The sequence below is a fragment of the Novosphingobium sp. genome (genome assembly GCF_031417815.1).
Lineage (GTDB): Bacteria > Pseudomonadota > Alphaproteobacteria > Sphingomonadales > Sphingomonadaceae > Novosphingobium.
The window spans coordinates 15,266-40,425 of the sequence record NZ_JANOWI010000001.1 but is presented as its reverse complement, the minus strand read 5'-3'; the positions used below and the strand labels follow the sequence as shown (position 1 = coordinate 40,425).

The 25,160-nt window shown below is 64.2% G+C and carries 29 protein-coding genes; 18 read left to right on the top strand and 11 right to left on the bottom strand.

The features are described 5' to 3' along the window. Positions 1–2: 2 nt before the first annotated feature. Together spt and RMN99_RS00185 are read right to left on the bottom strand one after the other, a co-directional pair. Positions 3–1,202, bottom strand: coding sequence for a serine palmitoyltransferase (gene spt / locus RMN99_RS00190; protein WP_309621261.1), 1,200 nt, complete (start codon positions 1,200–1,202; stop codon positions 3–5). Positions 1,203–1,355: 153 nt separating this feature from the next. Then, on the bottom strand, positions 1,356–1,595 hold the full coding sequence (locus tag RMN99_RS00185; protein WP_309621260.1) for an acyl carrier protein: 240 nt from the start codon (positions 1,593–1,595) through the stop codon (positions 1,356–1,358). A gap of 188 nt (positions 1,596–1,783) precedes the next feature. On the opposite strand from RMN99_RS00185, the gene RMN99_RS00180 reads away from it, so the two are divergent. Further along, on the top strand, positions 1,784–2,521 hold the full coding sequence (locus RMN99_RS00180; protein WP_309621259.1) for a YfbU family protein: 738 nt from the start codon (positions 1,784–1,786) through the stop codon (positions 2,519–2,521). Here RMN99_RS00180 and RMN99_RS00175 read toward each other — a convergent pair. Then, positions 2,481–2,855: a response regulator gene (locus tag RMN99_RS00175; protein WP_309621258.1), complete on the bottom strand. Its 375-nt coding sequence runs from the start codon at positions 2,853–2,855 to the stop codon at positions 2,481–2,483. The genes RMN99_RS00180 and RMN99_RS00175 overlap by 41 nt on opposite strands. A gap of 36 nt (positions 2,856–2,891) precedes the next feature. On the opposite strand from RMN99_RS00175, the gene RMN99_RS00170 reads away from it, so the two are divergent. From RMN99_RS00170 to RMN99_RS00150, 5 genes are read left to right on the top strand one after another with little or no spacing between them, the layout of a single operon-like run. After that, positions 2,892–3,161 carry a DUF3572 domain-containing protein gene (locus tag RMN99_RS00170; RefSeq protein ID WP_309621257.1) on the top strand — a complete coding sequence of 90 codons (270 nt, stop codon included), beginning with the start codon at positions 2,892–2,894 and terminating at the stop codon, positions 3,159–3,161. Between the two features lie 4 nt (positions 3,162–3,165). Continuing rightward, positions 3,166–3,780 (top strand): HAD family hydrolase, encoded by a 615-nt coding sequence (locus RMN99_RS00165; RefSeq protein WP_309621256.1) that lies wholly within the window; start codon positions 3,166–3,168, stop codon positions 3,778–3,780. 9 nt (positions 3,781–3,789) lie between these two features. Further along, a complete protein-coding gene (locus RMN99_RS00160; RefSeq protein ID WP_309621255.1) occupies positions 3,790–4,251 on the top strand; it encodes a RidA family protein in 462 nt (153 codons plus the stop codon). Then, positions 4,223–5,002: a glycerophosphodiester phosphodiesterase family protein gene (locus RMN99_RS00155; protein ID WP_309621254.1), complete on the top strand. Its 780-nt coding sequence runs from the start codon at positions 4,223–4,225 to the stop codon at positions 5,000–5,002. The genes RMN99_RS00160 and RMN99_RS00155 overlap by 29 nt, the downstream gene beginning before the upstream one ends. Next, entirely contained in the window at positions 4,999–6,123 is a 1,125-nt protein-coding gene (locus RMN99_RS00150; RefSeq protein ID WP_309621253.1) for a GNAT family N-acetyltransferase, read from the top strand. The genes RMN99_RS00155 and RMN99_RS00150 overlap by 4 nt, the downstream gene beginning before the upstream one ends. Here the strand turns inward: RMN99_RS00150 and RMN99_RS00145 are convergent, their stop codons facing one another. Beyond that, positions 6,124–6,453, bottom strand: a complete 330-nt coding sequence (locus RMN99_RS00145) for a hypothetical protein (protein WP_309621252.1) — start codon at positions 6,451–6,453, stop codon at positions 6,124–6,126. 317 nt (positions 6,454–6,770) lie between these two features. Between RMN99_RS00145 and dksA the strand changes: the two genes are divergently transcribed. The 8 genes from dksA to RMN99_RS00105 all read left to right on the top strand — a co-directional run bounded on the left by dksA (position 6,771) and on the right by RMN99_RS00105 (position 13,083). After that, entirely contained in the window at positions 6,771–7,229 is a 459-nt protein-coding gene (gene dksA / locus RMN99_RS00140) for an RNA polymerase-binding protein DksA (protein WP_309621251.1), read from the top strand. A 124-nt stretch (positions 7,230–7,353) separates the two neighbouring features. Next, positions 7,354–7,713 (top strand): PilZ domain-containing protein, encoded by a 360-nt coding sequence (locus RMN99_RS00135; RefSeq protein ID WP_309621250.1) that lies wholly within the window; start codon positions 7,354–7,356, stop codon positions 7,711–7,713. Positions 7,714–7,818: 105 nt separating this feature from the next. Further along, positions 7,819–9,264, top strand: a complete 1,446-nt coding sequence (locus tag RMN99_RS00130; protein ID WP_309621423.1) for an ABC transporter substrate-binding protein — start codon at positions 7,819–7,821, stop codon at positions 9,262–9,264. A 44-nt stretch (positions 9,265–9,308) separates the two neighbouring features. Next, a complete protein-coding gene (locus tag RMN99_RS00125; RefSeq protein WP_309621249.1) occupies positions 9,309–9,725 on the top strand; it encodes a DUF4112 domain-containing protein in 417 nt (138 codons plus the stop codon). 281 nt (positions 9,726–10,006) lie between these two features. After that, positions 10,007–10,702, top strand: a complete 696-nt coding sequence (ctrA, locus tag RMN99_RS00120) for a response regulator transcription factor CtrA (RefSeq protein WP_309621248.1) — start codon at positions 10,007–10,009, stop codon at positions 10,700–10,702. Positions 10,703–10,792: 90 nt separating this feature from the next. Then, the gene (locus tag RMN99_RS00115) at positions 10,793–11,512 is read left to right on the top strand and encodes a tRNA (guanine(46)-N(7))-methyltransferase TrmB (RefSeq protein ID WP_309621247.1); all 720 of its coding nucleotides are present in this window, start codon (positions 10,793–10,795) and stop codon (positions 11,510–11,512) included. Then, positions 11,509–12,201, top strand: coding sequence for an aspartate/glutamate racemase family protein (locus tag RMN99_RS00110; protein WP_309621246.1), 693 nt, complete (start codon positions 11,509–11,511; stop codon positions 12,199–12,201). The genes RMN99_RS00115 and RMN99_RS00110 overlap by 4 nt, the downstream gene beginning before the upstream one ends. A gap of 117 nt (positions 12,202–12,318) precedes the next feature. Further along, complete coding sequence (locus tag RMN99_RS00105; protein WP_309621245.1) at positions 12,319–13,083, top strand: sulfite exporter TauE/SafE family protein; 765 nt, start codon at positions 12,319–12,321, stop codon at positions 13,081–13,083. Here the strand turns inward: RMN99_RS00105 and RMN99_RS00100 are convergent. Both RMN99_RS00100 and RMN99_RS00095 read right to left on the bottom strand, forming a co-directional pair. After that, a complete protein-coding gene (locus RMN99_RS00100; RefSeq protein WP_309621244.1) occupies positions 13,080–13,940 on the bottom strand; it encodes a CoA ester lyase in 861 nt (286 codons plus the stop codon). The two genes, RMN99_RS00105 and RMN99_RS00100, sit on opposite strands and share 4 nt — an antisense overlap. Before the next feature lie 4 nt (positions 13,941–13,944). After that, positions 13,945–16,206: an NADP-dependent malic enzyme gene (locus RMN99_RS00095; RefSeq protein ID WP_309621243.1), complete on the bottom strand. Its 2,262-nt coding sequence runs from the start codon at positions 16,204–16,206 to the stop codon at positions 13,945–13,947. A gap of 139 nt (positions 16,207–16,345) precedes the next feature. Between RMN99_RS00095 and mutS the strand changes: the two genes are divergently transcribed. Then, the gene (mutS, locus tag RMN99_RS00090; protein ID WP_309621422.1) at positions 16,346–18,928 is read left to right on the top strand and encodes a DNA mismatch repair protein MutS; all 2,583 of its coding nucleotides are present in this window, start codon (positions 16,346–16,348) and stop codon (positions 18,926–18,928) included. A gap of 24 nt (positions 18,929–18,952) precedes the next feature. Beyond that, entirely contained in the window at positions 18,953–19,141 is a 189-nt protein-coding gene (locus tag RMN99_RS00085; protein ID WP_309621242.1) for a hypothetical protein, read from the top strand. On the opposite strand, the gene RMN99_RS00080 is transcribed toward RMN99_RS00085, so the two are convergent. Genes RMN99_RS00080 through RMN99_RS00065 form a run of 4 tightly spaced genes read right to left on the bottom strand, consistent with a single transcriptional unit; the run spans position 19,142 to position 22,172 of the window. After that, entirely contained in the window at positions 19,142–20,326 is a 1,185-nt protein-coding gene (locus RMN99_RS00080) for a nucleotidyltransferase family protein (protein ID WP_309621241.1), read from the bottom strand. A gap of 3 nt (positions 20,327–20,329) precedes the next feature. Beyond that, positions 20,330–20,911 carry an LptA/OstA family protein gene (locus RMN99_RS00075; RefSeq protein WP_309621240.1) on the bottom strand — a complete coding sequence of 194 codons (582 nt, stop codon included), beginning with the start codon at positions 20,909–20,911 and terminating at the stop codon, positions 20,330–20,332. Beyond that, the gene (gene lptC, locus RMN99_RS00070) at positions 20,908–21,555 is read right to left on the bottom strand and encodes an LPS export ABC transporter periplasmic protein LptC (RefSeq protein ID WP_309621239.1); all 648 of its coding nucleotides are present in this window, start codon (positions 21,553–21,555) and stop codon (positions 20,908–20,910) included. Before lptC ends, RMN99_RS00075 begins: the two co-directional genes overlap by 4 nt. Then, positions 21,552–22,172, bottom strand: a complete 621-nt coding sequence (locus RMN99_RS00065; RefSeq protein WP_309621238.1) for a ribonuclease D — start codon at positions 22,170–22,172, stop codon at positions 21,552–21,554. The genes lptC and RMN99_RS00065 overlap by 4 nt, the downstream gene beginning before the upstream one ends. Positions 22,173–22,234: 62 nt before the next feature. Here RMN99_RS00065 and ung point away from each other — a divergent pair, with 62 nt between their 5' ends. Both ung and RMN99_RS00055 read left to right on the top strand, forming a co-directional pair. Next, positions 22,235–22,921 (top strand): uracil-DNA glycosylase, encoded by a 687-nt coding sequence (ung, locus tag RMN99_RS00060; protein ID WP_309621421.1) that lies wholly within the window; start codon positions 22,235–22,237, stop codon positions 22,919–22,921. A 20-nt stretch (positions 22,922–22,941) separates the two neighbouring features. Then, a complete protein-coding gene (locus tag RMN99_RS00055) occupies positions 22,942–23,886 on the top strand; it encodes an acyl-CoA dehydrogenase (RefSeq protein ID WP_309621237.1) in 945 nt (314 codons plus the stop codon). A gap of 37 nt (positions 23,887–23,923) precedes the next feature. Here the strand turns inward: RMN99_RS00055 and RMN99_RS00050 are convergent, their stop codons facing one another. Next, complete coding sequence (locus RMN99_RS00050) at positions 23,924–25,048, bottom strand: acyl-CoA dehydrogenase family protein (protein WP_309621236.1); 1,125 nt, start codon at positions 25,046–25,048, stop codon at positions 23,924–23,926. Positions 25,049–25,160 lie beyond the last annotated feature (112 nt).

The window sequence follows — 25,160 nt, the reverse complement described above, 5'->3', positions numbered from 1 at the left end:
CGCTAGAGAATCCCGGCAGTGGCCCCGGCGCGCTTGAACATGCCGATGATCGTCTGAACCTGCTCGGCGGTATGTTCGGCGCACAGCGAGCAGCGCAGCAGCGTCATGTTCGCAGGCGTGGCCGGGGGGCGCGCAAGGTTCACGTAGAGGCCTTCGTGGAGCAGCGCTTCCCACATCGCCGCGCCGCGTTCCAGATCGGGCATGATCACCGCGATGATCGCGCTTTGCGGGGTTTCGGTGCCGAGCTGGAACCCCGCCTCGCGCAGCGCCGTATGCAGCACCCGGGAATTTTCCCACAGATGCGCGCGCTTGTTACCCGCGTGCATCAGCTTGCGGATCGAGGTGGCGGCGGTGTGAACCACCGATGGCGGCAGGCTGGCGGTGAACACATAGGGACGGCAGACCAGCCGCATGATCTCGAACTTCGGATGGTTCGAAACGCAAAAGCCGCCAACCGTGCCGACGCTTTTCGAGAACGTGCCGATCACGAAATCGACATCTTCCAAGCAGCCCTGATCCTCGGCCACACCGCGCCCGTTGGGGCCGATAAAGCCCATCGAGTGCGCTTCATCGACCAGCACCATCGCGCCGTTCTCGCGGGCTACGCGGATCATCTCCTTGAGCGGAGCAATATCGCCCAGCATCGAATAGACGCCCTCCAGGATCACCAGCTTGCCGGCCCCTTCGGGAATGCGCTTGAGCCGCTTTTCCATCGCTTCGATATCGTTGTGTTTGAACGGCACAACTTCAGCGTCCCCAAGCTTGCAGCCATCCCAGATCGAGGCGTGGCTATCGATATCGAGGACGATGTAATCGCCCTTGCCGGCAATCGTGCTGATGATCCCCAGATTGGCCTGATAGCCGGTGGAAAAGACCATCGCGTGGTCCATGCTGTAGAATTCTTTGAGCGCTTCTTCGACCAGCCGGTGCCCAGCATAGGTGCCGTTTAGAACCCGGCTGCCAGTGGTGCCGCTGCCGAAATCGTCAAGCGCCTGCTTGCCCGCCTCGATCACATCGGGATCGAAGGTCATGCCCATGTAGTTGTAAGTGCCGAGCAAAATCGTCTCGCGCCCGTTGCACACCGCGACGGTCGGCGAGAGCACCTTTTCCATCACCAGGCTGAACGGATCTTCCTGCCCGGTGGACAGCAGCGCGCGACGCATTTCGATCAAGGGATCGAATTTGGAGAACAAGTCGGTCATACAAACACCCAAACTTTGGAACCTGAAAGCCCCTCCCCGGCGGGGAGGGGTTGGGGTGGGGGCTCCACGCCAGCGTCAAACCCCCACCCCACTGCGACTAGGTGGCAAAGCCACCAAGTCTCGTTGCCCCTCCCCGGCGGGGCGGGGCCAAACTCAGCCCTGCAGCTTGACCACGGCATCGATCAGCTGGCCGTAATTCTCGATCTCGGCCTGCGCGTTCATGCTGATGATGATGTCGAAATCATCCTCGATCGCGGCGACGAAATCCATCACCGTCAGGCTGTCAAATTCCAGATCGCCGGCAAAAGTGGTGGTATCGCTGATCGCCACGCCCTTCTTGTTGAACGGTTCGATCAAGGCGGCGATCCTGGCGGCGGTTGCGGCGCGGTCCATGGGCTAGGGTAACTCCTGAAAGGTCTTGGCGGCGCATTGGCCGATGAATGGGGCGGAAAAGGGGCGGGAGGGGGATTTGTCAAGTTCTGCGCTTTGATGCGGCAATCCTAGGTCGTCGAACGTATTGACACAAATCCAACAGACCGGTATCTACGACGGAATTACGTAACTATGTACGGAGTACCGTTATGAGTACCGAGCGATTTGAAATGCGCATTGATAGCGATCTAATCGATCGCCTCGATCAATGGCGCACAGCAGAGGATGACACACCTTCACGTGCCGAGGCCGTGCGTCGACTGATCGAAGCTGGACTAGCCCACGACAACAAGGGTCGCATTCCGACCTTCAGCGACGGCGAAAAGCTTATTGCCATGATGCTGGTCAACATGATGAAAGACTTGAAAATTCAATCAGCTGATCAGTATGCCTTGGTAGAAAAAGCCATTAGCGGCGGGCATTTTTGGGCTTTGGGCTGGGAAATGCCTGGCATTTTTCATGGCCACGCTGACAAGCAGAGTCGGGTAAGGTTTGTAGTCGATGTCCTCGATATGTGGGCATTTATCGAGGAAGCACACGAACATTTGAATGATGTTGACAAAATAAAGTTGGCCGAGGCAGCAAACCCCTACGGAGAACGCATCAAGTTTCCGGGTTTCGATGGCAACAACGAGACAGAGCATCTCGGTATCAGCAGATTTCTAATCCATGACATGGCGCGGTTTAGTCGATTTAGAACCCGAGATTGGGACCTAAATTCACACAATCCAACGATCGAAGTATATGGTCGGATGCTTCGAGCATTTGAACCCATCCGCAGCACACTGATTGGCCGATCCATGTCGGTGGACGAACTTGCAAGGGTGATGGCAGCGAGGAATTCAGCTACCCAACCTTCTCCACCAACCCCCGCACCGCCGCCATGAACGGGCCGATCGAGACCGGCTTGGCGAGGTAGCCCTCCGCCCCCGCATCCCTGATCCGTTCCTCGTCGCCCTTTCCCGCATAGGCGGTCACCGCCAGCACCGGGATCGCCCGCAGCACGGCGTCCTTTTTCGCGGCCTCGATCAGGTCCAGCCCCGAGACATTGGGCAACTGGATATCCATGATGATCAGGTTGGGGACGAACTGCCGCGCGGCGTCGAGCGCCAGCATCCCGTCGGCGCAAGGCTCCACCGCATAGCCGTGCGCTTTCAGCACATCGCAGAACAGCTTGCGGTTGAGGTCGTTGTCCTCGACAACAAGGATGCGCTTTGCCATGGGGCAAGCCCTACTCTTGCTGCGAAAGCCTGACAATTGCTGCGCGACCGCAAATCCCCCGACCATGATCCCCAGGCGCTGGCGCTGGGCGCGCTCGGCTGGGTGCTGGGCGATAGCGACCGGGCCGAGCGGCTGCTGGCGCTGACCGGGCTTGATGCCGATGCCTTACGCGGCGGGCTTGGCGATCCGGCGGTGCTGGGCGCGGTGCTCGAATTCCTCGCCAGCCATGAACCCGATCTGGTCGCAGCGGCCGAGGCGCTTGGGGTTGAACCGGCCCAGTTGATGGCTGCGAGAGAAAGGCTTTAGAACGATGGCAAGGCCGCTGATCATCAGCGATTGTGACGAAGTGCTGCTGCACATGATCGTGCCGTTTGGCGAGTGGCTGGACGAGACCCAGCCGGTTTCGTTCAAGCTGGTCGGCAACGATTTTTCCAAGGCAATCCGCGACAAGACCAGCGGCGAGCCGGTGCCGCCCGAGGAAATCTGGCGGCTGCTAGGGCTGTTTTTCGATGGCGAAATGCACCGCCAGACCCCGATCGAAGGCGCAGTCCATGCGATCAACACGCTGAAAGATCACGCCGACGTGGTGATCCTGACCAACCTGAGCGACCGCCACAACGAGCCGCGTCGCCAGCAATTGCTGAGCCACGGGATCGACCTGCCGGTGTTCACCAATCAGGGCCCGAAAGGACCAGCGTTGCAGGCGATCCTCGATCAGTATCAGCCTTCGCACGCAGTGTTCATCGACGATCTGGCCCAGCACCACGGCTCGGCCGCCGAGATGGTTCCGCATATCGACCGCCTGCACCTGTGCGGCGAACCGACGCTGGCCCCGCACATCACCTGCGGGTTTGAGGCCGGCCACGCGCACGCCCGGATCGACACCTGGGAACATGCCTTGCCCTGGCTGCTCTCCCGCCTTTAGGATGAAACGATGAGCATTGACGCAAGACTCGCCGAACTCGGCATCATCCTGCCCGCAGCTGCCGCCCCGGTCGCGGCCTATGTCCCCGTAGTCGAAGCCGGCGGGCTGGCCTATGTTTCGGGCCAGGTCTCGTTCGTCGATGGCCAGCTGTTCAAGGGCCGGCTGGGCGAGGATGTTTCGCTTGAGCAGGGGATTGAGGCCGCGCAGGGCTGCGCGCTGATGATCCTGGCCCAGCTCAAAGCCGCGCTAGGATCGCTCGACCGGGTGGAACGCGTGGTCAAACTGGGCGCCTTCATCAATTCCACCGCTGATTTCACCGATCAGCCCAAGGTGGCCAATGGCGCTTCGGAATTGATGGTCGCGGTGTTCGGCGCGGCCGGCAAGCATGCCCGCAGCGCGGTGGGCGTGCCCAGCCTGCCGCTGGGCGTGGCCGTGGAAGTGGATGCGATTGTCGCCGTTCGCGCTTCTTGATCGCTGGCGCAGCCCGCCCCCAACGCCTGAAAAGGTCGCCTGGCTGAGCCGCTGCGGCTATGCCCACCGCGGGCTGCACGGTTCCGGGGTGCCGGAAAATTCGCGCAGTGCCTTCGCTGCAGCGATCACGCGGGGCATGGGAATCGAATGCGATGTCCAGCGTTCGGGCGATGGCCGGGCGATGATTTTCCATGACAAGGATCTGGAGCGGTTGACTGGCGAAGCGGGCTTGCTGGCTGATCGCAGCACCGATGAACTGAGCCGCATCGTCCTGTCCGGCAGCACCGATACAATCCCGACCTTGCGCCAGATACTCGACCAGATCGGTGGCACGGTGCCGGTGCTGATCGAGATCAAGACTCCGCGCGATGCCGGTCGCCGCACCAGTGCGCTGTGCCTGGCTGTGCGGCGTGACCTGGAAGGCTATCTGGGGCCGCACGCGATCATGAGCTTCGATCCGCGCGTGGTGCGCTGGTTTGCCGAGCATTCGCCGCTCACGGTGCGCGGGCTGGTGGTGACCGAGAACAACGACAAGGCGCTGCCCGGCATGGTCCGCCGCCGGCTCAGCCTGTGGCATGCCCGGCCCGATTTCCTCGCTTACGATATCCGCGATCTGCCCAGCCGCTTTGCCGCGGGCCAGAGGAAGCGCGGCTTGCCGTTGCTGACCTGGACCGTGCGCAGCCTCGAACACCGCGAACGCGCCGATCTTTACGCCGACGCACCGATCGCCGAAGGGCCGGGCGCGGTGTGATCGAGGCGCGGGTTGGCGACAGCATTGGTGCCTTGCCTGCAGCCGAATGGGATGCACTGGCGGGCGGCAACCCGTTTGTCAGCCATGCCTTCCTCTCGGCGATGGAGGATTCGGGCTCGGTCGGGCCTGGCACCGGCTGGTCGCCCGCGCCGATCACGATTGCCGATGCTGCGGGCCGCCTGATCGCCGCGATGCCAGCTTACCTCAAGAGCCACAGCCAGGGCGAATATGTGTTCGATCAAAGCTGGGCCGATGCCTGGCACCGCGCCGGGGGCAGCTATTACCCCAAGCTGCAGATCGCCGCGCCGTTCACCCCCGCCAGCGGCCCGCGCCTGCTGCTGGCCGATCCAGCGCTGGCCATGCCGCTGCTGCGCGCAGCCGAACAGTTGTGCGAAGCCAACGGCATTTCATCGGCGCACGCCACCTTCATCGCGCCAGGTCAGGTGCCGCTGTTCGAAGCGGCCGGGTGGATGCTGCGCAGCGATATCCAGTTCCACTGGGAGAACCGCGGCTATGCCAGTTTCGATGATTTCCTCGCGCAGCTTTCCTCACGCAAACGCAAGGATATACGCAAGGAGCGCGCCGCGGCGCAGGATGGGGTGGAAATTCGCCATCTGCGCGGCACCGAAATCACCGAGGCGCACTGGGACGCCTTCTGGACCTTTTACCAGGATACCGGATCGCGCAAATGGGGGCAGCCCTATCTGACCCGCGCGGCATTCAGCCTGCTGGGCGAACGGATGGGCGATTCGATCCTGCTGATGCTGGCGTACATCGGCGAACTGCCGGTGGCCGGGGCGCTCAATTTCATTGGGCCGGATGCGCTATACGGGCGCTATTGGGGGGCCGTGCTCGACAAGCCGTTCCTGCATTTCGAACTATGCTACTATCAGGCGATCGATGCGGCGATTGCGCTGGGGCTGGGCCGGGTAGAGGCCGGGGCGCAAGGCGGGCACAAGCTGGCGCGGGGGTACGAACCGGTCGAAACACAGTCCGCGCACTGGATCGCCCATCCCGGATTTCGCGAGGCGATCGCAGATTTCCTGGAACGCGAACGGGCCGGTGTGGCAGCCGATCGCAACTACCTTGAAAACCGCACCCCGTTTAGAAAGACCGCGTGATCAGGCCGCCTTGCGCACCGACGCGCTGAGCCATTCGCGGGCGCGGCGCTGGGCTTCGGCCACTTCGCGCGCGGTCATTTCATCGCTGATATCGGCGCGGCACATCTGCGCTTCGGCATGGCCGCCCACCGCTGCCAGGTTGAACCACTTGTGCGCTTCGATCAGATCGCAGGCGACGCCGTGGCTGCCGGTCGAATAGGCGACACCGAGATCGTAGTAGGCGCTGATTTCGCCTTGCGCGGCGGCGGCCAGGCAGCTTGCGACCAGCAGATCTTCGCCGCGTTCGTCCGCGACAGCGACCGATCCGGTGGTGTTCCATGCAGTGTTCATTATTCTAACCCCCTAAAAAGCAGGCTTTCCTGGCCCGCTGCAGGTCCGAACCTTCCCGAACATGGTCAACAATTGGTTAACGCCGCGAAACCTTCTGGCGGGCGTTTGTTACGATTTGGGAACACATGGCCGGTAATGGGGCCTGTAATGGCCTGTTCAGCCGGGCCTCATGTGGAACATTCTAGGCGCGGCGCGGTTTGGCGCTTGTGCGGGATTCTACCCACGACTATAGGCGCGCTCGACTGCTCTGCTGCGAGGTTACCGGGTATTCCCGGGATCGTCAGGACGCACAGGCCAGCCGCTTTGGTGGAGACTTTATGGCAACCGTTCTTGGCGATGAAATCGATGTCCTGGCCAAAGCCAAACGGGCAATCGCGGGCAACTATGTTCCCGACGAAAACGAACCCTACATGTCCGAGGCGCAGCTGGACTATTACCGGCGGTTGCTGCTGGAATGGAAAAAGCTGATTCATGCCGCTTCGCAGGGAACCTTGCAGCTGCTGCAAGACGGTCCGATCCGTGAGCCCGATCTTAACGACCGGGCCTCGAGCGAGACCGATTGGGGGATCGAGCTGCGCACCCGTGACCGGCAACGCAAGCTGATCGCCAAGATCGATTCGGCGCTGCACCGGATCGAGGAAGGCGAATACGGCTATTGCGAGGTAACCGGCGAACCGATCGGTCTGGGCCGACTTTCCGCCCGCCCGATCGCCACCATGACGGTCGAAGCCCAGGAAGCCCACGAGCGCCGCGAGAAAATTTCGCGCGATGATTGAGCGGCCTGGTTGCATTAACCGGATTTTTGCCACTTCGGTTTAGGCTTCACTCAATTGGCGTCGCTAGCTCGTTCGGGCGCGCAGCATAGCGAACCGGCACGGTAATGAGGTTGAGACCAGGATTATGGGTGAAAGCGGCCAACGGCAGATCGCACGCGACAGCCTGTTCGTGATGGCTGATCTGCGCATCGACGGTGTCGAAGGCGAACAGCGCATCCGCGTGCGCAACCTTTCGGTCGGCGGTATGATGGCTGAATGCCCCACGCCGGTGCAGCGCGGGCAGCTGGTCTGGACCAACCTGCGCAATGTCGGCTGGATCGAAGGATCGGTGGCCTGGGTCCAGGACGGGCGCTTTGGCGTTGCCTTCCGCGAAGAGATCGATCCACTGGTAGTGCGCGCGCCGCTTGCCAGCGGCGAAACCACCCCGCGTTACGTGCGCCCGCCTTTGTTGGCCAGTGACCCCGGAGCCCAGCGCAAGCTTTGAAAATGCCGCAAAGTTGGCGCGGTCTTGGCGCGGCCCCGCCAAAGCCGTAAGAGGGCGCTGGCCATGCCGCAATTCGCCCGAACAATCGCCCTAGCCTTGCTGGTGATGCCTCTTGCCGGTTGCTTCGGCAATGACGATCGCCCGGTCCAGATCGTGGCGATCGGTGATCCGCAATCCCTGTTTTCAGCCGATGCCCGCATGCCCCATGCGGCGCGGCTGCTGCGCGGGGCGACGGTCGAAGGGCTGGTCGGCTTCGACGACGAGGGCAATGTCGCGCCGGCGCTGGCCGATCGCTGGATCGTGACCGATGATGGCCTGAGCTATATCTTCCGCCTGCGCGACGGCAAGTGGGGCGACAAAAGCGATATTTCGGCAGAAAGCGCGCAGACCGCACTGCAGCAGGCGATTGCCGCGCAACGCGGCCAGCCGCTGGGGGCCAATCTTGCCGTGATCGATGAAGTCAGGGCCATGGCTGGCCGGGTGATTGAAATTAGCCTGCAGCAGCCGATGCCCGATTTCCTGCAATTGCTGGCCCAGCCCGAACTGGGCCTGGTCCATGCCCGCCGCGGGGCCGGACCAATGACCAGCAAGCGCGCCAGCGATTCTGAACTGAGGCTCAGCGGTGTCCTGCTGGCACCGATCGCGCCCGAAGACCGCGGCCTGCCGCCCGAAGAAGGGTGGCAAGAGCACACCCGCAAGCTGCGCTTCTCCGCGAGCGGGGCCGAAGCTGCGCTCAAGCTGTTCGCGCAGGGTGATATCGACCTGGTGCTGGGCGGAACCTTTGCCGATTTTCCACGCATCGCCAGCTCCGGCGTTTCGCGCGGCGCAATCCGGATGGATCCGGTCCAGGGGCTGTTCGGGCTGGCCGTGGTTCATGCCGACGGCCTGCTCTCGCTGGCCGAAAACCGCGAGGCGATTGCCATGGCGATTGACCGCGAGGCGCTGGCCGCGCTGATCAGCCTGGGCGGCTGGGTGGCAACCAACCGGGTGGTCAATCCGGGGCTTGATGGCGATAATGGTTCGATCGCGGAACGCTGGCTGGGCCGCACCATCGAGGAGCGGCGCGCGCTCGCCACCTCGCGGATCGCCCGGTGGAGAGCGGCAGGCCGCCCCGTCACGCCGCTCAGGGTGGCGATGCCCGGCGGTCCGGGCAACGATCTGCTGTTTGAACGGATTGCCGAGGATCTGAAAGCAATCGGCCTCGACAGCCGCCGCGTGAGCGCCGCCGCCGATGCCGATTTGCGGCTGGTCGACGTGGTGGCGCGCTATCCGGCCGCAGCCTGGTTCCTTGACCAGCTGGCATGTTCGGCCGCCAATACGGTCTGCAATCCCACCGCCGACCAGCTGGTCGTAAAAGCGCTGGGCGAACCCGATGCGGTCAAACGCGCCGATCTTTACGCCAGCGCCGAAGCCCAGCTGACCATCACCAACAGCTATATCCCGTTCGGCGTGCCGGTGCGCTGGTCGCTGATCAGCGCCAGCATAAACGGCTTCGCGCCCAATCGCTGGGCCATCCATCCCTTGATGCCGATGGCAATCCTTCCCAGATAACACTGGCGAACGCCCTTGTTCGCTCCGAAAGGCTTGGCACCAAGATGGCTGGACCCGAACCGCTGAAGCGGATGATTCCCGAAATTCCGCTCGGCACCGATCCCCAATCGGTCCGGCAACGGATCGAGGCACTTGAGCGGCTGCTCGAAGGTCTGATCGAGGTGCCGGGGCTTGGCCGCAAGGTCGGGCTCGATGCGCTGATCGGACTGGTGCCGGTGCTGGGCGATGTCGTCACCGCCGGAATGGGGCTCTACATTGTCTGGGAGGCGCGCAATCTTGGCATGCCCAAATGGAAGCTGTGGCAGATGGCCGGCAATGTCGGGATCGACAGCCTACTGGGCGCGGTGCCGGTGGCGGGCGATCTGTTCGACTTTGTCTACCGCTCGAACAGCAAAAACCTGAAGATCGTGCGCAAGCACCTCGACAAGCACCATCCGGGGACGGCGACACTCTCCGGCTGACGCCGGTGCGGACAGGCATCCGCCTGTCCTTGCAACACCAGCCCGCTCCCCCTCCCGGCCACCCATATCCTAGGGATACCCTAATGAGTGGTCGGGAGGGGGAGCGGGCTGGTGTTGCAAGGCCGGACGGAGGTCCGGCCGCACCCAACCAAACGACTCGCGCAGTTCCGCCGTTTACGAGAAATTAACCTTTCTCTTTCATTGGTCATATGGTTAATGGCGATCAACACCCCTTACCGAAGGGTTGTTATCGCGAAAACGGGGCTGAAGGGGACTTACCCATGCGCGTGTTGCTGATCGAAGACGAGCCGACCACGGCCCGGGCAATCGAATTGATGCTGACCACCGAAGGCTTCAATGTCTATTCGACCGATCTGGGCGAAGAAGGCTTGGATCTCGGCAAGCTCTATGATTACGATATCATCCTGCTCGATCTCAACCTGCCCGATATGCACGGGTATGACGTGCTCAAAAAGCTCCGCGTCGCCAAGGTGCAGACCCCGGTGCTGATCCTTTCGGGGATTTCGGAAATGGATTCGAAGGTCCGCAGCTTTGGCTTCGGGGCTGACGATTACGTCACCAAGCCGTTCCACCGCGAAGAGCTGGTCGCCCGCATTCATGCGGTTGTGCGCCGTTCGAAGGGCCACTCGCAGTCGGTCATCCGCACCGGCAAGCTGGCGGTCAACCTCGATGCCAAGACCGTCGAGGTCGATAGCGCCCGGGTTCACCTGACCGGCAAGGAATACGCGATGCTCGAGCTGCTTTCGCTGCGCAAGGGCACCACGCTGACCAAGGAAATGTTCCTCAACCACCTCTATGGCGGGATGGACGAACCCGAACTCAAGATTATCGACGTGTTCATCTGCAAGCTGCGCAAGAAACTGGCGCACGCCTGCGAGGGTGAAAACTACATCGAAACCGTCTGGGGCCGCGGCTATGTGCTGCGCGATCCGGGCGAAGAGGCGCAAGCCGCTTGATAGTGCCCGCCTAAGTCTGAACTACCCGTAATTTCGTCACATCACGGCCCGCCCCTTCCGGCGGGCCGTTTTGGTTTGTATGGGCCGCACATGACAGCGCACAAACCCGGTGACCCGACCACGATCAACCGCCTCTATGGCCGCGCCAAGGGCAAGCCACTGCGCGCTGGCCAGCAAGGGCTGGTCGATACCCTGCTACCGCGAATTGCGATGCCCGCGGAAGGCCCGGTCACGTCCGAAGTGCTGTTTGGCGATAACCGCGCCTTGCATTTCGAAATCGGCTTTGGCGGGGGTGAACATATGGCGGGGCGCGCCGATATGCTGCCCAATCACGGGTTCATCGGCGCCGAACCGTTCCTCAACGGGGTCGCCCAGGCGCTGGCGCATGTCGATGGCGATGGCGGCCAGCACCCGCCGCTGGGCAATGTCCGGATCCATCACGGCGATGCGCTGGAAGTGCTGCGGCGGATTCCCGATGGTTCGCTAAGTTTCCTCTATCTGCTCCACCCCGATCCCTGGCCCAAGGCGCGCCATGCCAAGCGGCGAATGATGAACGATGGGCCGCTCGATCTGTTCGCCGCGAAGCTGAATCCGGGCGGTGAATTCCGCTTCGGCACCGATCACCCGGTCTATGTTCGCCACGCGCTGTCAGTGATGCGCCGCCACCGCCACCAGTTCGAGTGGCTGATCGAGGGCCCGGGCGATTTCCAGCAGCGCCCCGGCGGCTGGCCTGAAACCCGCTACGAGCACAAGGCCCGCACCGTCTATGAGCACGAGGTCTGGTACTTCAAATTTCGGAGGACGCCATGAAGACCCTTGGCCTGATCGGCGGGATGAGCTGGGAAAGTTCGGCGAACTATTACCGCCTGATCAATCAGGGGGTGCGCGATGTGCGCGGCCCCACCGCTTCGGCCAAGTGCCTGCTGTGGTCATTCGATTTTTCCGAGATCGAAGCGCTGCAGCACGCTGGCGACTGGGCGCAGCTGGAACAGCGGATGTGCGATGCCGGCCAGCGGCTGGCCGGGGCCGGGGCCGAAGCGCTGATCATCTGCACCAACACCATGCACCTGATGGCGGGTGCGGTCGAAGCGGCAGCTGGCCTGCCCTTGCTCCACATTGCCGATCCGACAGCAGCGGCAGTCAAAGCCGCAGGGATCGGCACGGTCGGTCTGCTGGGCACGGCCTTCACCATGGAACAGGACTTCTATCGCGGACGGCTGGCTGAACGATACGGACTGAAGGTGCTGGTGCCCGATGCCGAAGACCGCGCGTTGGTCCACCGGGTGATCTACGACGAACTGGTGGCCGGCGTGGTGCGCGAGCAATCGCGCGTGGCCTATCGCGGCGTGATTGCCCGGCTGATCGAACGCGGCGCAGCAGGGATTATCCTGGGCTGCACCGAAATCATGCTGTTGGTCGATCAAAGCGATAGTGCGGTACCGCTGTTCGATACCACCGCGCTGCATGCGGCAGCGGCGGTCGCATTGGCGCTCAGCTGAAGGCGCTTTGGCGCGCAAAGTTTTCGTTTGGGCGCGGCGCTGTATTTCTTTGTGGGCGGGAACCTGCGTTAACTCTAGTCGTTAGGTCGAGAATCGCCAGCGGGAGTGCGGCCGGCCATGGATTTTTCCAGCTTCGACCTTTCAGCGCTTTTACCGTTTATCGGAGTCGGGTTTGCCGCACAGCTGGTCGATGGCGCGCTGGGCATGGCCTTCGGGGTGATATCCAACACGTTGCTGGTTGGCGTGCTGGGGGTTCCCCCTGCGCTTGCATCCCAGCGGGTCCATCTGGTCGAATGCTTTACCACGGCAACGTCGGGGATCAGCCACCTGTTGCATGGCAATGTCGACAAGCGCTTGTTTTTCCGCTTGCTGATCCCGGGCGTAACCGGCGGGGTGCTGGGGGCCTATGTGCTGACCAGCCTGGACGCTGCCGTGGTCAAGCCGTTCGTGCTGCTCTACCTCTCAGGCATCGGTATCTACCTGCTCTACAAAGGCTTCGCGCACGAACATGAGCACCGTGAAGCGCGCCATATTGCGCCGCTCGGCCTGTTCGGCGGCTTCCTCGATGCAGCGGGCGGCGGCGGCTGGGGTCCGGTGGTCACCTCGAACTTGCTGATCCAGGGTGCCGATCCGCGCAAGGTGGTGGGCACCGTCAACGCGGTCGAATTTTTCCTTACAATTGCGGTTTCCGCGGCGTTCATCTGGCACCTCGGCTTTGCCGATCTGGCCGGCGCGACACTCGGTCTGCTGATCGGCGGGCTCCTCGCCGCGCCATTTGGGGCCTGGGCCGCGAAGCATTTCAACCCCAAGACCATGCTGGTGCTGGTCGGTGTCGTGCTGACGGCGACCAGCCTCTACGGCGTCTACCGCGCCTGGCTTTAGGCCGTGATGGCCCCTGCAATCGCGAGCAGCCGCCGGGCCTGATCCAGGTGCAGCAGTTCGGCCATCTTGCCTTCGACCCGGATCGCGCCTTTCCCGGCGTTTTCGGGCAAGGCAAAGGCAGTAACCACTGCCTGCGCCCAGGCCAGTTCAGCCGCGCTGGGTGTGAACACGGCATTGCAGGTTTCGACCTGATCGGGGTGGATCAGGCACTTGCCGTCGAAGCCGAATTCCAGCCCCTGCTCGCATTCGGCGCGGACCACGTCCATGTCCTTGAATTCGTTGCTGACCCCATCGAACACCAGCAAGCCGTGGGCCCGCGCAGCGCAGACCGTGGCGGACAAAATCGGCAGGAACGGCGCGCGACCGGGTTTCAGTTGCGCGCGCATTTCCTTGGCCAGATCGTTGGTCCCCATGGCCAAAGCTGCCAGCCGGGTTGAAACCGAGAGCGCAGCGACTTCGTCAAGCCGCGGGATCAGCGCGCAGGTTTCGGCCATGATCCACAGCCGGGTATGCGCTGGCGCGGCGGCGATTGCCGCGTCATAGGCCAGCACGTCAGCGGTGCTGCTGACCTTGGGGACCAGGATTGCATCAGGACCGGCCGCCGCCACAGCAGCCAGATCTTCGCGCGCCCACGGTGTGCCAAACGCGTTGACCCGGATCACGACTTCGCGGTGGCCGAAACCACCTTCGCGGAGCGCGGCAACCGCGCCGGCCCGCGCCTCGGGCTTGTTTTCGGGCGCTACCGCGTCTTCAAGGTCGAGCACCAGCACATCGGCGGCAAGGGTGCGGGCCTTGGCCACGGCCTTGGGGTTCGAGGCCGGGAGATAGAGCACGCTGCGGCGGGGGCGGCTGATCATCAGCTCAGCCCACCACGCCCGCTGCGGCAAGCACGGCAAGGGTCAGGACATCGGGTGCAATCGCGGTCATCGGGGCGATCTGCACCGGCTTTTCCATCCCCAGCAGCATCGGCCCGATCGTGGCGTTGCCGGCCAGTTCGCGCAGCAACTTGGCCGAGATATTGGCCGATTGCAGCCCCGGGAAGACCAGCACGTTGGCCGGCTGCGACAGCCGGCTGAACGGATAGTTCTTCATTACCGTGGGGTTGAGCGCCGCATCAGGCGCAATATCGCCCTCATATTCGAACCCGGGCTGTTCGGCATCGAGGATCGCCACCGCCTCGCGGATCGGTTCAAGCCAGCGCCCCGGCGGATTGCCGAACGTGGAATAGGACAGGAAGGCGACGCGCGGTTCATGCCCCAGCCGCCGTGCGACCGCGGCGGTTTCCTTGGCGATTGTCGCCAGGTCCTGCGCGCTCGGCCGTTCGTTGACGGTGGTATCGGCCAGGAACGTGGTGTAATTCTTGCCGATCATCAGGTGGATCCCGAACGGCAACTGGCCTTCCTGCGGATCGAGCACCTGGCGCACTTCGCGCATGGTCTGGGCAAAGGTGCGGGTCATGCCAGTGACCATTGCATCGCCCACTCCCAACTTGAGCAGCATCGAGGCAAAGACGTTGCGGTCCTGATTGACCATCCGGCGCACATCACGTTCCAGGAACCCGCGCCGCTTGAGCCGTTCGTAAAGCAGCTCGACCATGGCTGGAATGTGAGCCGAAGTGGCCGAATTCTCGATCTGAAAGTGGTTGGCGTTTTCGACCCCCAGTTCGGCCAGCTTGGCCATCACCGCATCGGTCCGGCCGACCAGCACCGGTTCGCCATAGCCGAAATCGCGGTACTGGATCGCCGCGCGCAGCACGATTTCGTTTTCCGCTTCGGCAAAAATCATCCGCTTGGGATTGGCCTTCACCTGCTCGTAAACCTGGGTCAGCACCGAAGTGGTCGGATTGAGCCGCGCTTTCAGACTGGTGCGATAGGCATCGAAATCCTCGATCGGTTTTTGCGCCACCCCGGTATCCATTGCCGCCTTGGCCACGGCCGAGGAGACCACTTCCATCAGCCGCGGATCGAACGGCGCGGGGATGATGTATTCGGGGCCGAAGTGGTGCTTCTTGCCGTAAGCAGCAGCCACTTCCTCGGGAACGGTTTCGCGCGCCAACGCGGCGATTGCCTGGGCCGCGGCGATCTTCATCTCTTCGTTGATCGCGGTGGCCCGGACATCGAGCGCGCCGCGGAAGATGAACGGGAAACCCAGCACGTTGTTGACCTGGTTGGGATAATCGCTGCGCCCGGTCGCGACGATGGCATCGGGCCGCACCGCCTTGGCATCGGGCGGGGTAATTTCAGGATCAGGGTTGGCCATGGCAAAGATGATCGGCTGCGGGGCCATGTCCTTGACCATGTCCGGCGTGATTGCGCCTGCAGCCGAGAGCCCCAGCACGATGTCTGCGCCGACCATCGCTTCTTTCAAGGTGCGGCGGTCGGTCTGGATGGCATGGGCCGATTTGAACTGATCGATCCCGGCGCGCCCGATATAGATCACGCCCTTGGTATCGCAGACGGTGACGTTTTCGTGGCGCACCCCCATCGATTTGATCAGCGCCGTGCAAGCCAGCGCCGATGCGCCCGCGCCGTTGACCACCACCTTGACGTCCTTGAATTCACGCCCGGTCAGATAGCAGGCGTTGACCAGCCCGGCCGCGGCGATGATCGCAGTGCCGTGCTGATCATCGTGCATGACCGGGATCTTCATCCGTTCACGAAGCGCTTGCTCGATCACGAAGCATTCGGGGGCCTTGATGTCTTCCAGATTGATCCCGCCAAAGGTCGGCTCCATCAGCGCGACGGCTTCGATGAATTTGTCGGGATCCTCGGTATCCAGCTCGATGTCGATCGAATCAACATCGGCAAAGCGCTTGAACAGCACCGCCTTGCCTTCCATCACCGGCTTCGAGGCGAGCGCGCCAAGGTTGCCCATGCCAAGGATCGCGGTGCCGTTGGTGATGACCGCCACCAGATTGCCTTTGGCGGTATATTCATAGGCATCGGCCGGGTTATCGGCAATTGCCTGGACCGGCACGGCCACCCCCGGCGAATAGGCCAGGCTGAGGTCACGCTGGGTCGCCATCGGCTTCGAGGCGATGATCTCGATCTTACCCGGACGGATCGTCTTGTGATAAAACAGCGCTTCGCGTTCGGTGAATTTGATCCGGGCTTCGTCTGACACTGGTATCTCCCGCAAACAGGGCCTTGCCCTAACGGATGGCGCACAAACGCGATAGGGGAAAGCTGCGCGGTAAAGCCTCGCGAATCGCCGATTGTGGGCTATCGCGGGGGTGATGTCCGCCGCCTCCGCCCCAACCCCGATGATGGTGCAGTACCTGGCACTCAAGGCCGAGGCCGGTGATTGCCTGTTGTTTTACCGCATGGGCGATTTTTTCGAGCTGTTCTTCGACGATGCCCGGCACGCCGCGCAGGTGCTCGATATCGCGCTGACCAGCCGGGGCGAGCATCAGGGCGTGCCAATCCCGATGTGCGGGGTGCCGGTCCATGCGGCCGAAGGCTATCTCGCCCGGCTGATCAAGGCCGGCTGCCGCGTCGCGATTGCCGAACAGACCGAAACACCTGAGGAAGCGAAAAAGCGCGGCGGTTCCAAAACGCTGGTGGCGCGTGATATCGTCCGCTTCGTCACCGCAGGGACTTTGACCGAAGAAGCCTTGCTCGAGCCGCGCCGGGCCAATGTGCTGGCTGCGGTGTGCGATCTGCGCGGAAGCTATGGCGTGGCGGCGTGTGACATATCGACCGGGCGAATGGAGCTGGAAGAATGCCCGGCCGACCGGCTTGGCGCGGTACTGGCGCGATTGGGGGCCAGCGAGCTGGTCGCCCCCGAAGGCATGGCCGACCTGCCGCTCGATGCGATCGTCCGCCCGGCCCGCGATTTCTCCAGCGATGCGGGCGAAGCGCGGCTTAAGGCACTGCACGAAGTCGCGACGCTCGACGGGTTCGGAGCATTGTCGCGCCCGATGCTGGCGGCGGCTGGCGGGCTGATCGGCTATCTTGAACATGTCGGGCGCGGCACCCTGCCGCTGTTGCTGCCGCCGGTGGCGCGGATCGGCGATGCGCACCTGGCGATGGATGAGGCGACCCGGACCAGCCTTGAAGTGCTGGCCTCAAGCCAGGGCGGACGGCGCGGCAGCCTGATCGAGGCGGTTGACCGCTGCGTCACCGGGGCTGGCGCGCGGCAATTGGCCGAAGATCTTTCGGCACCGCTGACCAATGGCGCGGAAATCGAAGCGCGACTGGCGCTGGTGCAGTGGCTCCACGACGATCCGTTGCAGCGCGGCGATCTGCGCGAGGTGATGCGCACCGTTCCCGATCTTGGCCGCGCACTGGGCCGGGTGGTGGCGGGGCGCGGATCCCCGCGCGATATGGGGCAATTGCGCGATGGTCTGAGCGAAGCGCGGCGGATTCACGATCACCTGCAGGGCCGCAAGGACCGCCCCGCGCTGCTCGATGCGCTGCTTCCAGCGCTCACTGGGCACGGTGCGCTGACCGACCATTTCAGCCGCGCGCTGGTTCCCAGCCCGCCGACCGAACGCAGCCAGGGCGGCTACATCGCCGAACTCTTCGACCACGGGCTCGACGAATTGCGCCAGATTTCGGGCGACGCACGCCGCGCGATCGCCGCGCTTGAAGCCAAGTATCGCGCCGAGACAGGGATCGCCGCGCTCAAGATCCGGCACAACGGGGTGCTCGGCTATTTCATCGAAGTGCCGGCCAGGCATGCCGATCCACTGATCGCGCCCGATAGCGGCTTCACTCACCGCCAGACCATGGCCGGCGCGGTGCGGTTCAACGCAGTGGCGCTGCACGAGGAAGCCAGCCGGATTGCGCAGGCCGGCGGCTTTGCCCTGGCGCGCGAGGAAGAGCATTTTGCCCAGCTGTGCGAAATGGCGGTTGTCGCGCGCCATCGCATTGCCGAAACCGCTGCGGCGCTGGCGCGGCTCGACGTTGCGGCATCGCAGGCCGAGCGTGCGGCCGAGGGCGGCTGGTGTCGTCCGCAAATCCTTGAAGACCGCGTGCTCGAGATCGCAGGCGGCCGCCACCCGGTGGTCGAAGCGGCGCTGGCATCGCGCGGCGAGCGGTTTGTGGCCAACAATTGCACCTTGTCCGATGCCGACCGGCTGTGGCTGATCGGCGGGCCCAACATGGGCGGCAAGAGCACCTTCCTGCGCCAGAACGCGGTGATCGTGCTACTGGCCCAGGCCGGCGGGTTCGTTCCGGCAGAAGCGGCACGGATCGGGCTGGTCGACCGGCTGTTCAGCCGGGTCGGCGCGTCAGACAACCTCGCGCGCGGGCGTTCGACGTTCATGGTCGAGATGGTCGAAACCGCCGCAATCCTGGCGCAGGCGAGCGAGCGCAGCTTTGTAATCCTCGACGAAGTCGGGCGCGGAACATCGACCTACGACGGCCTCGCGCTGGCCTGGGCGGTGGTTGAAGCGGTCCATTCGGTAACGCGCTGCCGCTGCCTGTTTGCGACCCACTATCACGAACTCGCGCGATTGGCCGAAAGCTGCGAGGCGCTCAGCCTGCACCATGTCCGGGCGCGCGAATGGCAAGGCGAACTGGTGCTGCTGCACGAGCTGGCCGAAGGGCCGGCCGACCGTTCCTATGGCCTTGCCGTGGCCAAGCTGGCGGGGGTTCCGGCGCCGGTCGTGGCGCGGGCCAAGGCGGTGCTTGACCGGCTGGAAAAGGGCCGCGAGCAGACCGGCGGGATTGCTGCCGGGCTGGGTGATCTGCCGCTGTTCGCCGCTGCAGCGGAACACAAGGATGAGGTGGTCGATCAGCTGCGCGCCCGGCTGGACGCGATCGACGTTGACGCGCTGAGCCCGCGTGAGGCGCTCGATCTGCTGTACGAATTGAAACGCGCGGCGGGCAAGCTTCCTTAACCTTGCGGGGTTAGCCTGCGCGCCATGCTTGGGTTTGGCGTTCGTCTCAATCAGGTCTTTGCCAGCCGCTGGAAAGCGGTGCTGTGGTCGCTCGGCGTGCTGCTGACTGCCTATTGCACCGTCCCGGACCGCGTGGACCCGGACGCCAAAGGCGATCACGCGCAGGTCATCAAGATCCCCGACCTGACCCCCGAACAACCGGCGATGGAGTGATCAGCGGGTCAGCCAGCGGCGATAGCGCGCCAGTTGCCGGGTCTGCGCGCGGATCCGCGGATCGGCGAGGTCGCGCAGCAGGCTGGCCCCGCGCCGCCAGGCCCAGCGCAGCCGCCCGCCGTCCTGCGCCCGGTCAATCATCACGCCGCCCTCGGCCCCGCCTGCGACCTGCCCGGTGATCCGCCGCCAGGCGTAGCCGAACCCGCCGGTGGCGAGCACGGCGGCAAAGCGCGAAAACATCTTGGTTTCCCAGTCCTGCACGATCAGATCGCGGGCAAGGTCGAGCATTTCGGGCGTCGCATCGGGTTCATCAGCGTGTTTCGGCACGGCTTCCGCCCCATGGTATTCGCGGACCAGCGCGAACACGAGCGCTGCACCCGGCGCCCATTTCGCCGCTTGTGCTTCGGCCCAGAACGAGTCCCAATCGACCGGGTGGCGCGCAATCAAGTATCGCACGTCGCCCAGCAGCAGCGGCCCGCAATCGAAGCGGTGGCCATAGACCGCATGGGTGATGACATGCCTCAGCATGTCATTAGCAGCGGGATAGCGGACATTATCGATCACAACCGCGCGGGCGATCACTGCGGCCTCATTGCCTTGTGGAGTGGCGTATTCGAGCCGCCCGTCGAGTTCGGACATGCGCATGTGCAGTTCAAGCCAGCTGCCACGCGGCATCTGCAGCGCGGGCATGTGCTGTTCGAACCGGGCATGGTCGGCCAGATCAAGCTTCGAACCCGCCGGTTGGGCATAACCATGAGCCAACAGCAGGTCGTAAGCCGCCAGCACCCGGTCCTGCGCCACCAGCAGATCGATATCGCGCATCGGCCGCAAAGCAGGATCGGGCCAGGCGTGGCGGGCGAGGAACGAACCCTTGAGCGCGAGCGGGGCAAAGCCATGCGTTTCGAGCAGGCCGCAGCACGCTTCGAGATCGGCCCGCTGCGCCAGCGCGGTCAGCGCAGCCTGGCGATAGGCTGCCGCCCATTCGGCCTTGAGCGGCACGGGAACCAGCGGATTGTCACGGTGAAGGCTGTGCAGCCACGGCCCCAGCCGGTGGGTTTCGGCAATCTCGGCGATGCGCCCCCAGGCATTGGAATCAAGCCCTGGCAAGGCACCAGCCGCAGGGCAATCGGCCGAGCCAAGCAGCGCCAGCAGTACCCGCTCAGGCCGGGGGGCGGTCTTGCCCAAAATCTAGTTCCGCTTGGGGACCGTGAACGTGCCCGTCACCCGGCCGCTGCTGCTTGAACCGCTGGACGGTGTGCCCAGCGCGGGCGAGCTGCCCCCGGCGCGGCCATCAAGCGTGGAAATGCTGCTATCGAGATCGATCACCAGCCGCCCGCCGCTGAGCCGATCAGACCCGCGCTGCAGCACCACGCCGCCAACCAGCGTGATGATCCGCCGATCGAAATCGTAGATCGCCACATCGCCGCTCGCGCTCTGGTTGCCGCGGGTCACGCGCACGCCGCCCACTGCATCGAGCCGGTGGATCTTGAAACTGCCGCCGCCGGTTGAAAAGGCCAGCGTGGTACGATCAGCGCGCACGGTAAGGTCACCCTGGGTGATTACCACATTGCCTGAAAGCGTTGCCCGGTCCTGCCGTCCGAGCAGTTCGCCGTGATCGGCTGCGACGCTGACCGGCGCATCCGAATTGTGCCCTTCAAAGACCTGCGCCTGGCTGGGTGCCAGCGCCAGCATCGCCGCCGCGCCGATAGCGAAGCCGCCGAGTGCCGAGCGCAGCATGGTGGAGCGGAGGGTGGCGAAGCTGTGGCTCATCGCGGCATCCTGAAAGAGTTGTTCTGGAACTGCATGCGGACATTCCCGTCAAGGGTCAGGATCCGCTGGTCAAGATCGGCGCTTAACCGGTCGGCGCTGAAGGTGCCAGCCGGAATCGCCCCACTGACCCCGCCGCTGCCAAACAAGCGGCGGTTGTTGAGATCGATCATCACGTTGTCAGTCACGATCCGGTAGCCATCGGCGGCGCTGAACCGGACCGGGCCTTCAACCCGCACAATCTCGCCCTTGTAATCGTAGAAGCCGCGCGTCGCGGTCAACTCTGCGGGGCCATCGTCAAGCCGGATGCGCGCCGCCAGGTCCTCCATCCGCACCGTGGGATCAGCCAGCGATTTCTGCACCGCACTGCCCGCGGTAAGCGTGAAAGGCCGACCATCCTTGTCTTCGCCGCGGTACATCGCCTGGCTGACGCGGATGCGTTCGCTGGTCGAGGCAACCTTGGTGCGATCGAGCAGGAAGCTGATTTCGCCGTGGGTGAACAGCGGCCCGATCACCATCGCCGCGGCCACCATGCCCAGCAGTCCCGGCAGCACGACGGCCAAAAGCCTGATTTTGCGATCATGCCAACCCCCGGGCGCGGCCCAGTGTTGGCGCTTGTCGCGGATAAGATCAGCCTTCTGGCTCATGCTTCGTGAGAGAAAATGTCCTTGTCGGCCCACCCCATCAGGTCAAGCCGGGCGCGGTGTGGCAGGTAATCGAAGGCCGCCTGCGCGGCTTCGCTGCGGTGTTCACGCGCCAGCCGTTCAGCCAGGATCGCGTACATCGCGTGGAGATAGCGGACATCGGATGCGGCATATTCGCGCTGCGCATCGGAGAGTTCCGCGCCGCCCCAGTCGCTCGATTGCTGCTGCTTCGACAGTTCCTTGCCCAGCAGTTCGCGGACCAGATCTTTCAGGCCATGGCGATCGGTGTAGGTGCGCACCAGTTTGCTGGCGATCTTGGTGCAGAACACCGGCGCGGCGGTAACCCCAAGATAGTGCGCGATCGCGGCCAGATCGAAGCGGGCGAAGTGATAAAGCTTGAGCCGCGCCGGATCGGCCAGCACGGCCTGCAGGTTGGGGGCGGCATAGGCAGATCCGGGCGCAAAACGCACCAGGTGCTCATCACCCCCGCCATCCGAAATCTGGACCAGGCACAGCCGGTCGCGCGGGGTCATCAACCCCATGGTTTCGGTATCGACAGCGACCGGACCGGGAGCGAGCACGCCTTCGGGGAGATCTTCTTCGTAGAGATAGACAGCCATATCGCCAAGGTGCTTAGGCTGATTGCACCCGTGTGGAAAGCCCCGCAATCGGCAGAGTGGTGATGGAAAACGGCGCAGCGATTCCCGCTTCGTGGCAAGGCGCGCTCAAAGCGGTGCTGGCCGCCCCCAAGTCGCGCGCACTGGGCCGGTTCCTCACAGCCGAAGCGGCATCGGGCAAGACCATCTATCCCCCGCCAGGGACGCGGCTGGCCGCGCTTGAACTGGCCCCGCTGGACGCGGTCAAGGTGGTGATCCTGGGGCAGGATCCCTATCACGGTGCGGGCCAGGCCCACGGCCTGAGTTTTTCGGTGCAGGACGGGGTGCGGGTGCCGCCCAGCCTGGCCAACATCTACAAGGAACTGCACAGCGACCTTGGCCTGCCGCGGCCCGTCAGCGGCAACCTGACCCCCTGGGCGCGCCAGGGCGTGCTGCTGCTCAATGCCGCGCTGACAGTGGAAGACGGCAAGCCGTCATCGCACCACGGCAAGGGCTGGGAAGAGATCACCGATGCGGTGGTTGCCGCCGTCGCCGCCAAAAGCGAGCCTTGCGTGTTCCTGCTGTGGGGCAACCATGCGCGCAAGAAGGCACACAGCGTGCCTGGTCTGGCGAACAGCCATCACCTGGTGCTGACCGCGCCGCACCCCAGCCCGCTGTCAGCCCATGCGGGCTTTCTGGGCTGCCGTCATTTCAGCCAGGCCAATGCCTTTTTGGAAGCCAAGGGGCGCGCAGCAGTGGACTGGCGCGTCTGATCTTGGCACAACCTGCCGCCATGGCCCTTGATCTTCCCCTGACCGACACCGCAGCGATGCTGCGCGATGCACTCCAGCGCTATCTGGCGGATAATTCGCGGCCCGGTTGGCAGGGCCTGGCGCAGGATCTGGGCCTGATGGGTGTGGGCATTCCCGAAGAAAGCGGCGGCACCGGCGGCGGGGCAATCGAGCGCGCGGTGGTGGCCGAGGCGCTGGGTCCGGCCATGGCCGGGTCCGATTGGCTTTCGCACCACCTGGCGGCCAGCGCATTGGCACGGCTGGCCCCCGGTCACGCCCTGCTGCCCAGCTTGGCCGATGGATCGGCGCGGATCGCGCTGGCGCTCGATCCGGCACTGGTCGCGGGCGGAGCCAAGGCCGATTGGCTGCTAGTGCTGGACGGAAGGGGCGCCCGTCTGGTTGCGGCGGACGAGGCCGAACGCCGCGTCCGCGCCATGTTCGATGGCACCGAAACGGCCGATCTGACCATTCCCGCCACCGCAGGCGAAAACCTGAGCGGCGACGCGGCCGAAATCACCACATGGGCGCGGCGGGCCTGGCTCACCGCACGCTGCGCCGAATGCGCCGGGCTGATGGCGCGGATGCTGGACGATACCGCCCAGTATCTCAACAGCCGCGAGCAGTTCGGCCAGCCGATCGCCCGCTTTCAGGTGCTGCGCCACCGCATGGCCGATATGCACATGGCGCTGCTCAAAGCCGGGGCGCTGATCGAACGTGCGGTGCTGGCCGAAGGCACGCCGGGCTGGGACCACGCGGTCAGCGCTGCGGTGGTCGAAACCACCGATGCGGTGCGGATTGTCGGCGAAGGCGCGGTGCAATTGCACGGCGGGATGGGCGTGACCGAAGAGCTGGACCTCGGCGGCATGTTCAAGCGCGGCCTGGTGATCGCCAGCACTTTTGGCCCGCGCACTGCGCATCTGGCGCGGCATGCGGCGACGTTGGGCTAGCCTCCACTCTGACGTTGCGTATCTCGAGGGTGGTGCCTTACCCCAGCGAAACCCGCGCAATCAGATCGCGCTGGATTTCGTTCGACCCGGCATAGATCGAGGCCGCGCGGCCGTTGAGATAGCGCGGCACGGCGGTGGCCAGCCGGTCGCTCGACTGGCCATCGGGGATCGCCCAGCCTTCCGGCCCCGCCACCTCGCAGCCCAGCACCGCGATCCGCTGTTCGGCCTCGGTCCCCTGCACTTTCAGCACCGAGGCATAGAGCGCGGCCTGCGCCCCGCTGGCCCCGATCGATTTGAGCTCGATCGCTTCCAGCGCTTCGACCGTCACCGCCTCGCGGGCGATCCGTTCCTGCAGCAGCGGATCATCGCCGGCCTCGTCGCGCAGGCGGCCCAAGGCCGCGAACAGCGTGGGGGCATAGCGCCCGCCGCGCTCAAAGGTCAGCAGGTACTTGGCGACCGACCAGCCCTCGTTCTCCGCGCCCAGCCGATTGGCGATCGGCACGCGGACATTGTCGAAAAACACCTGATTGAGCTCATGTTCGCCCGCCAGGCTGATGATCGGATCGATCTTGAGCCCCGGCGTCGCCATGTCGATCAGCACAAACGAGATCCCGGCCTGCGGCTTGCCCTCGGCGCTGGTGCGGACCAGCGCGAACATCCAGTTGGCGTGGTGGGCATGGGTGGTCCAGATCTTCGATCCGTTGAGCACATAGTGATCCCCGTCCCGCTCCGCCTTCAGCTTCAGGCTGGCAAGGTCCGATCCCGATCCCGGCTCGGAAAAGCCCTGGCACCAGTAATGTTCGCCCGAAAGGATCCGCGGCAGGAAGAACGCTTTCTGCTCCACCGTGCCATAATGCATCAGCACCGGGGCGACCATCTTGAGCCCCTGCGGCAACAGATTGGGCGTTCCGGCCCGCGCACATTCGGCCGCAAACACATACTTCTGCAGCGCCGACCACCCGGTGCCGCCATATTTCACCGGCCAGTCAATCGCCCCCCACCCCCGCGCGGTGAGGATCTTCTGCCAGGCGATCGAATGTTCCGGCTCCGAAAACACCGAAGTCGCCCGCCGCCCGGCCCGCGCCAGATCGGCTGGCAAGCTATTGGCGAGGAAGGCACGCACTTCGGCACGGAATGCGGTGAGATCGGCGGTGTCAGTCATCGGCGAAGAGTGCCTTGGCGCGGGGCGGATGGCAAGCGACTGGACATTATGGACAAGGTCCTGTGCAAAGTGTCCCCGTTTCGGCGAACCGAGCACCCCGGCACGACCAGAG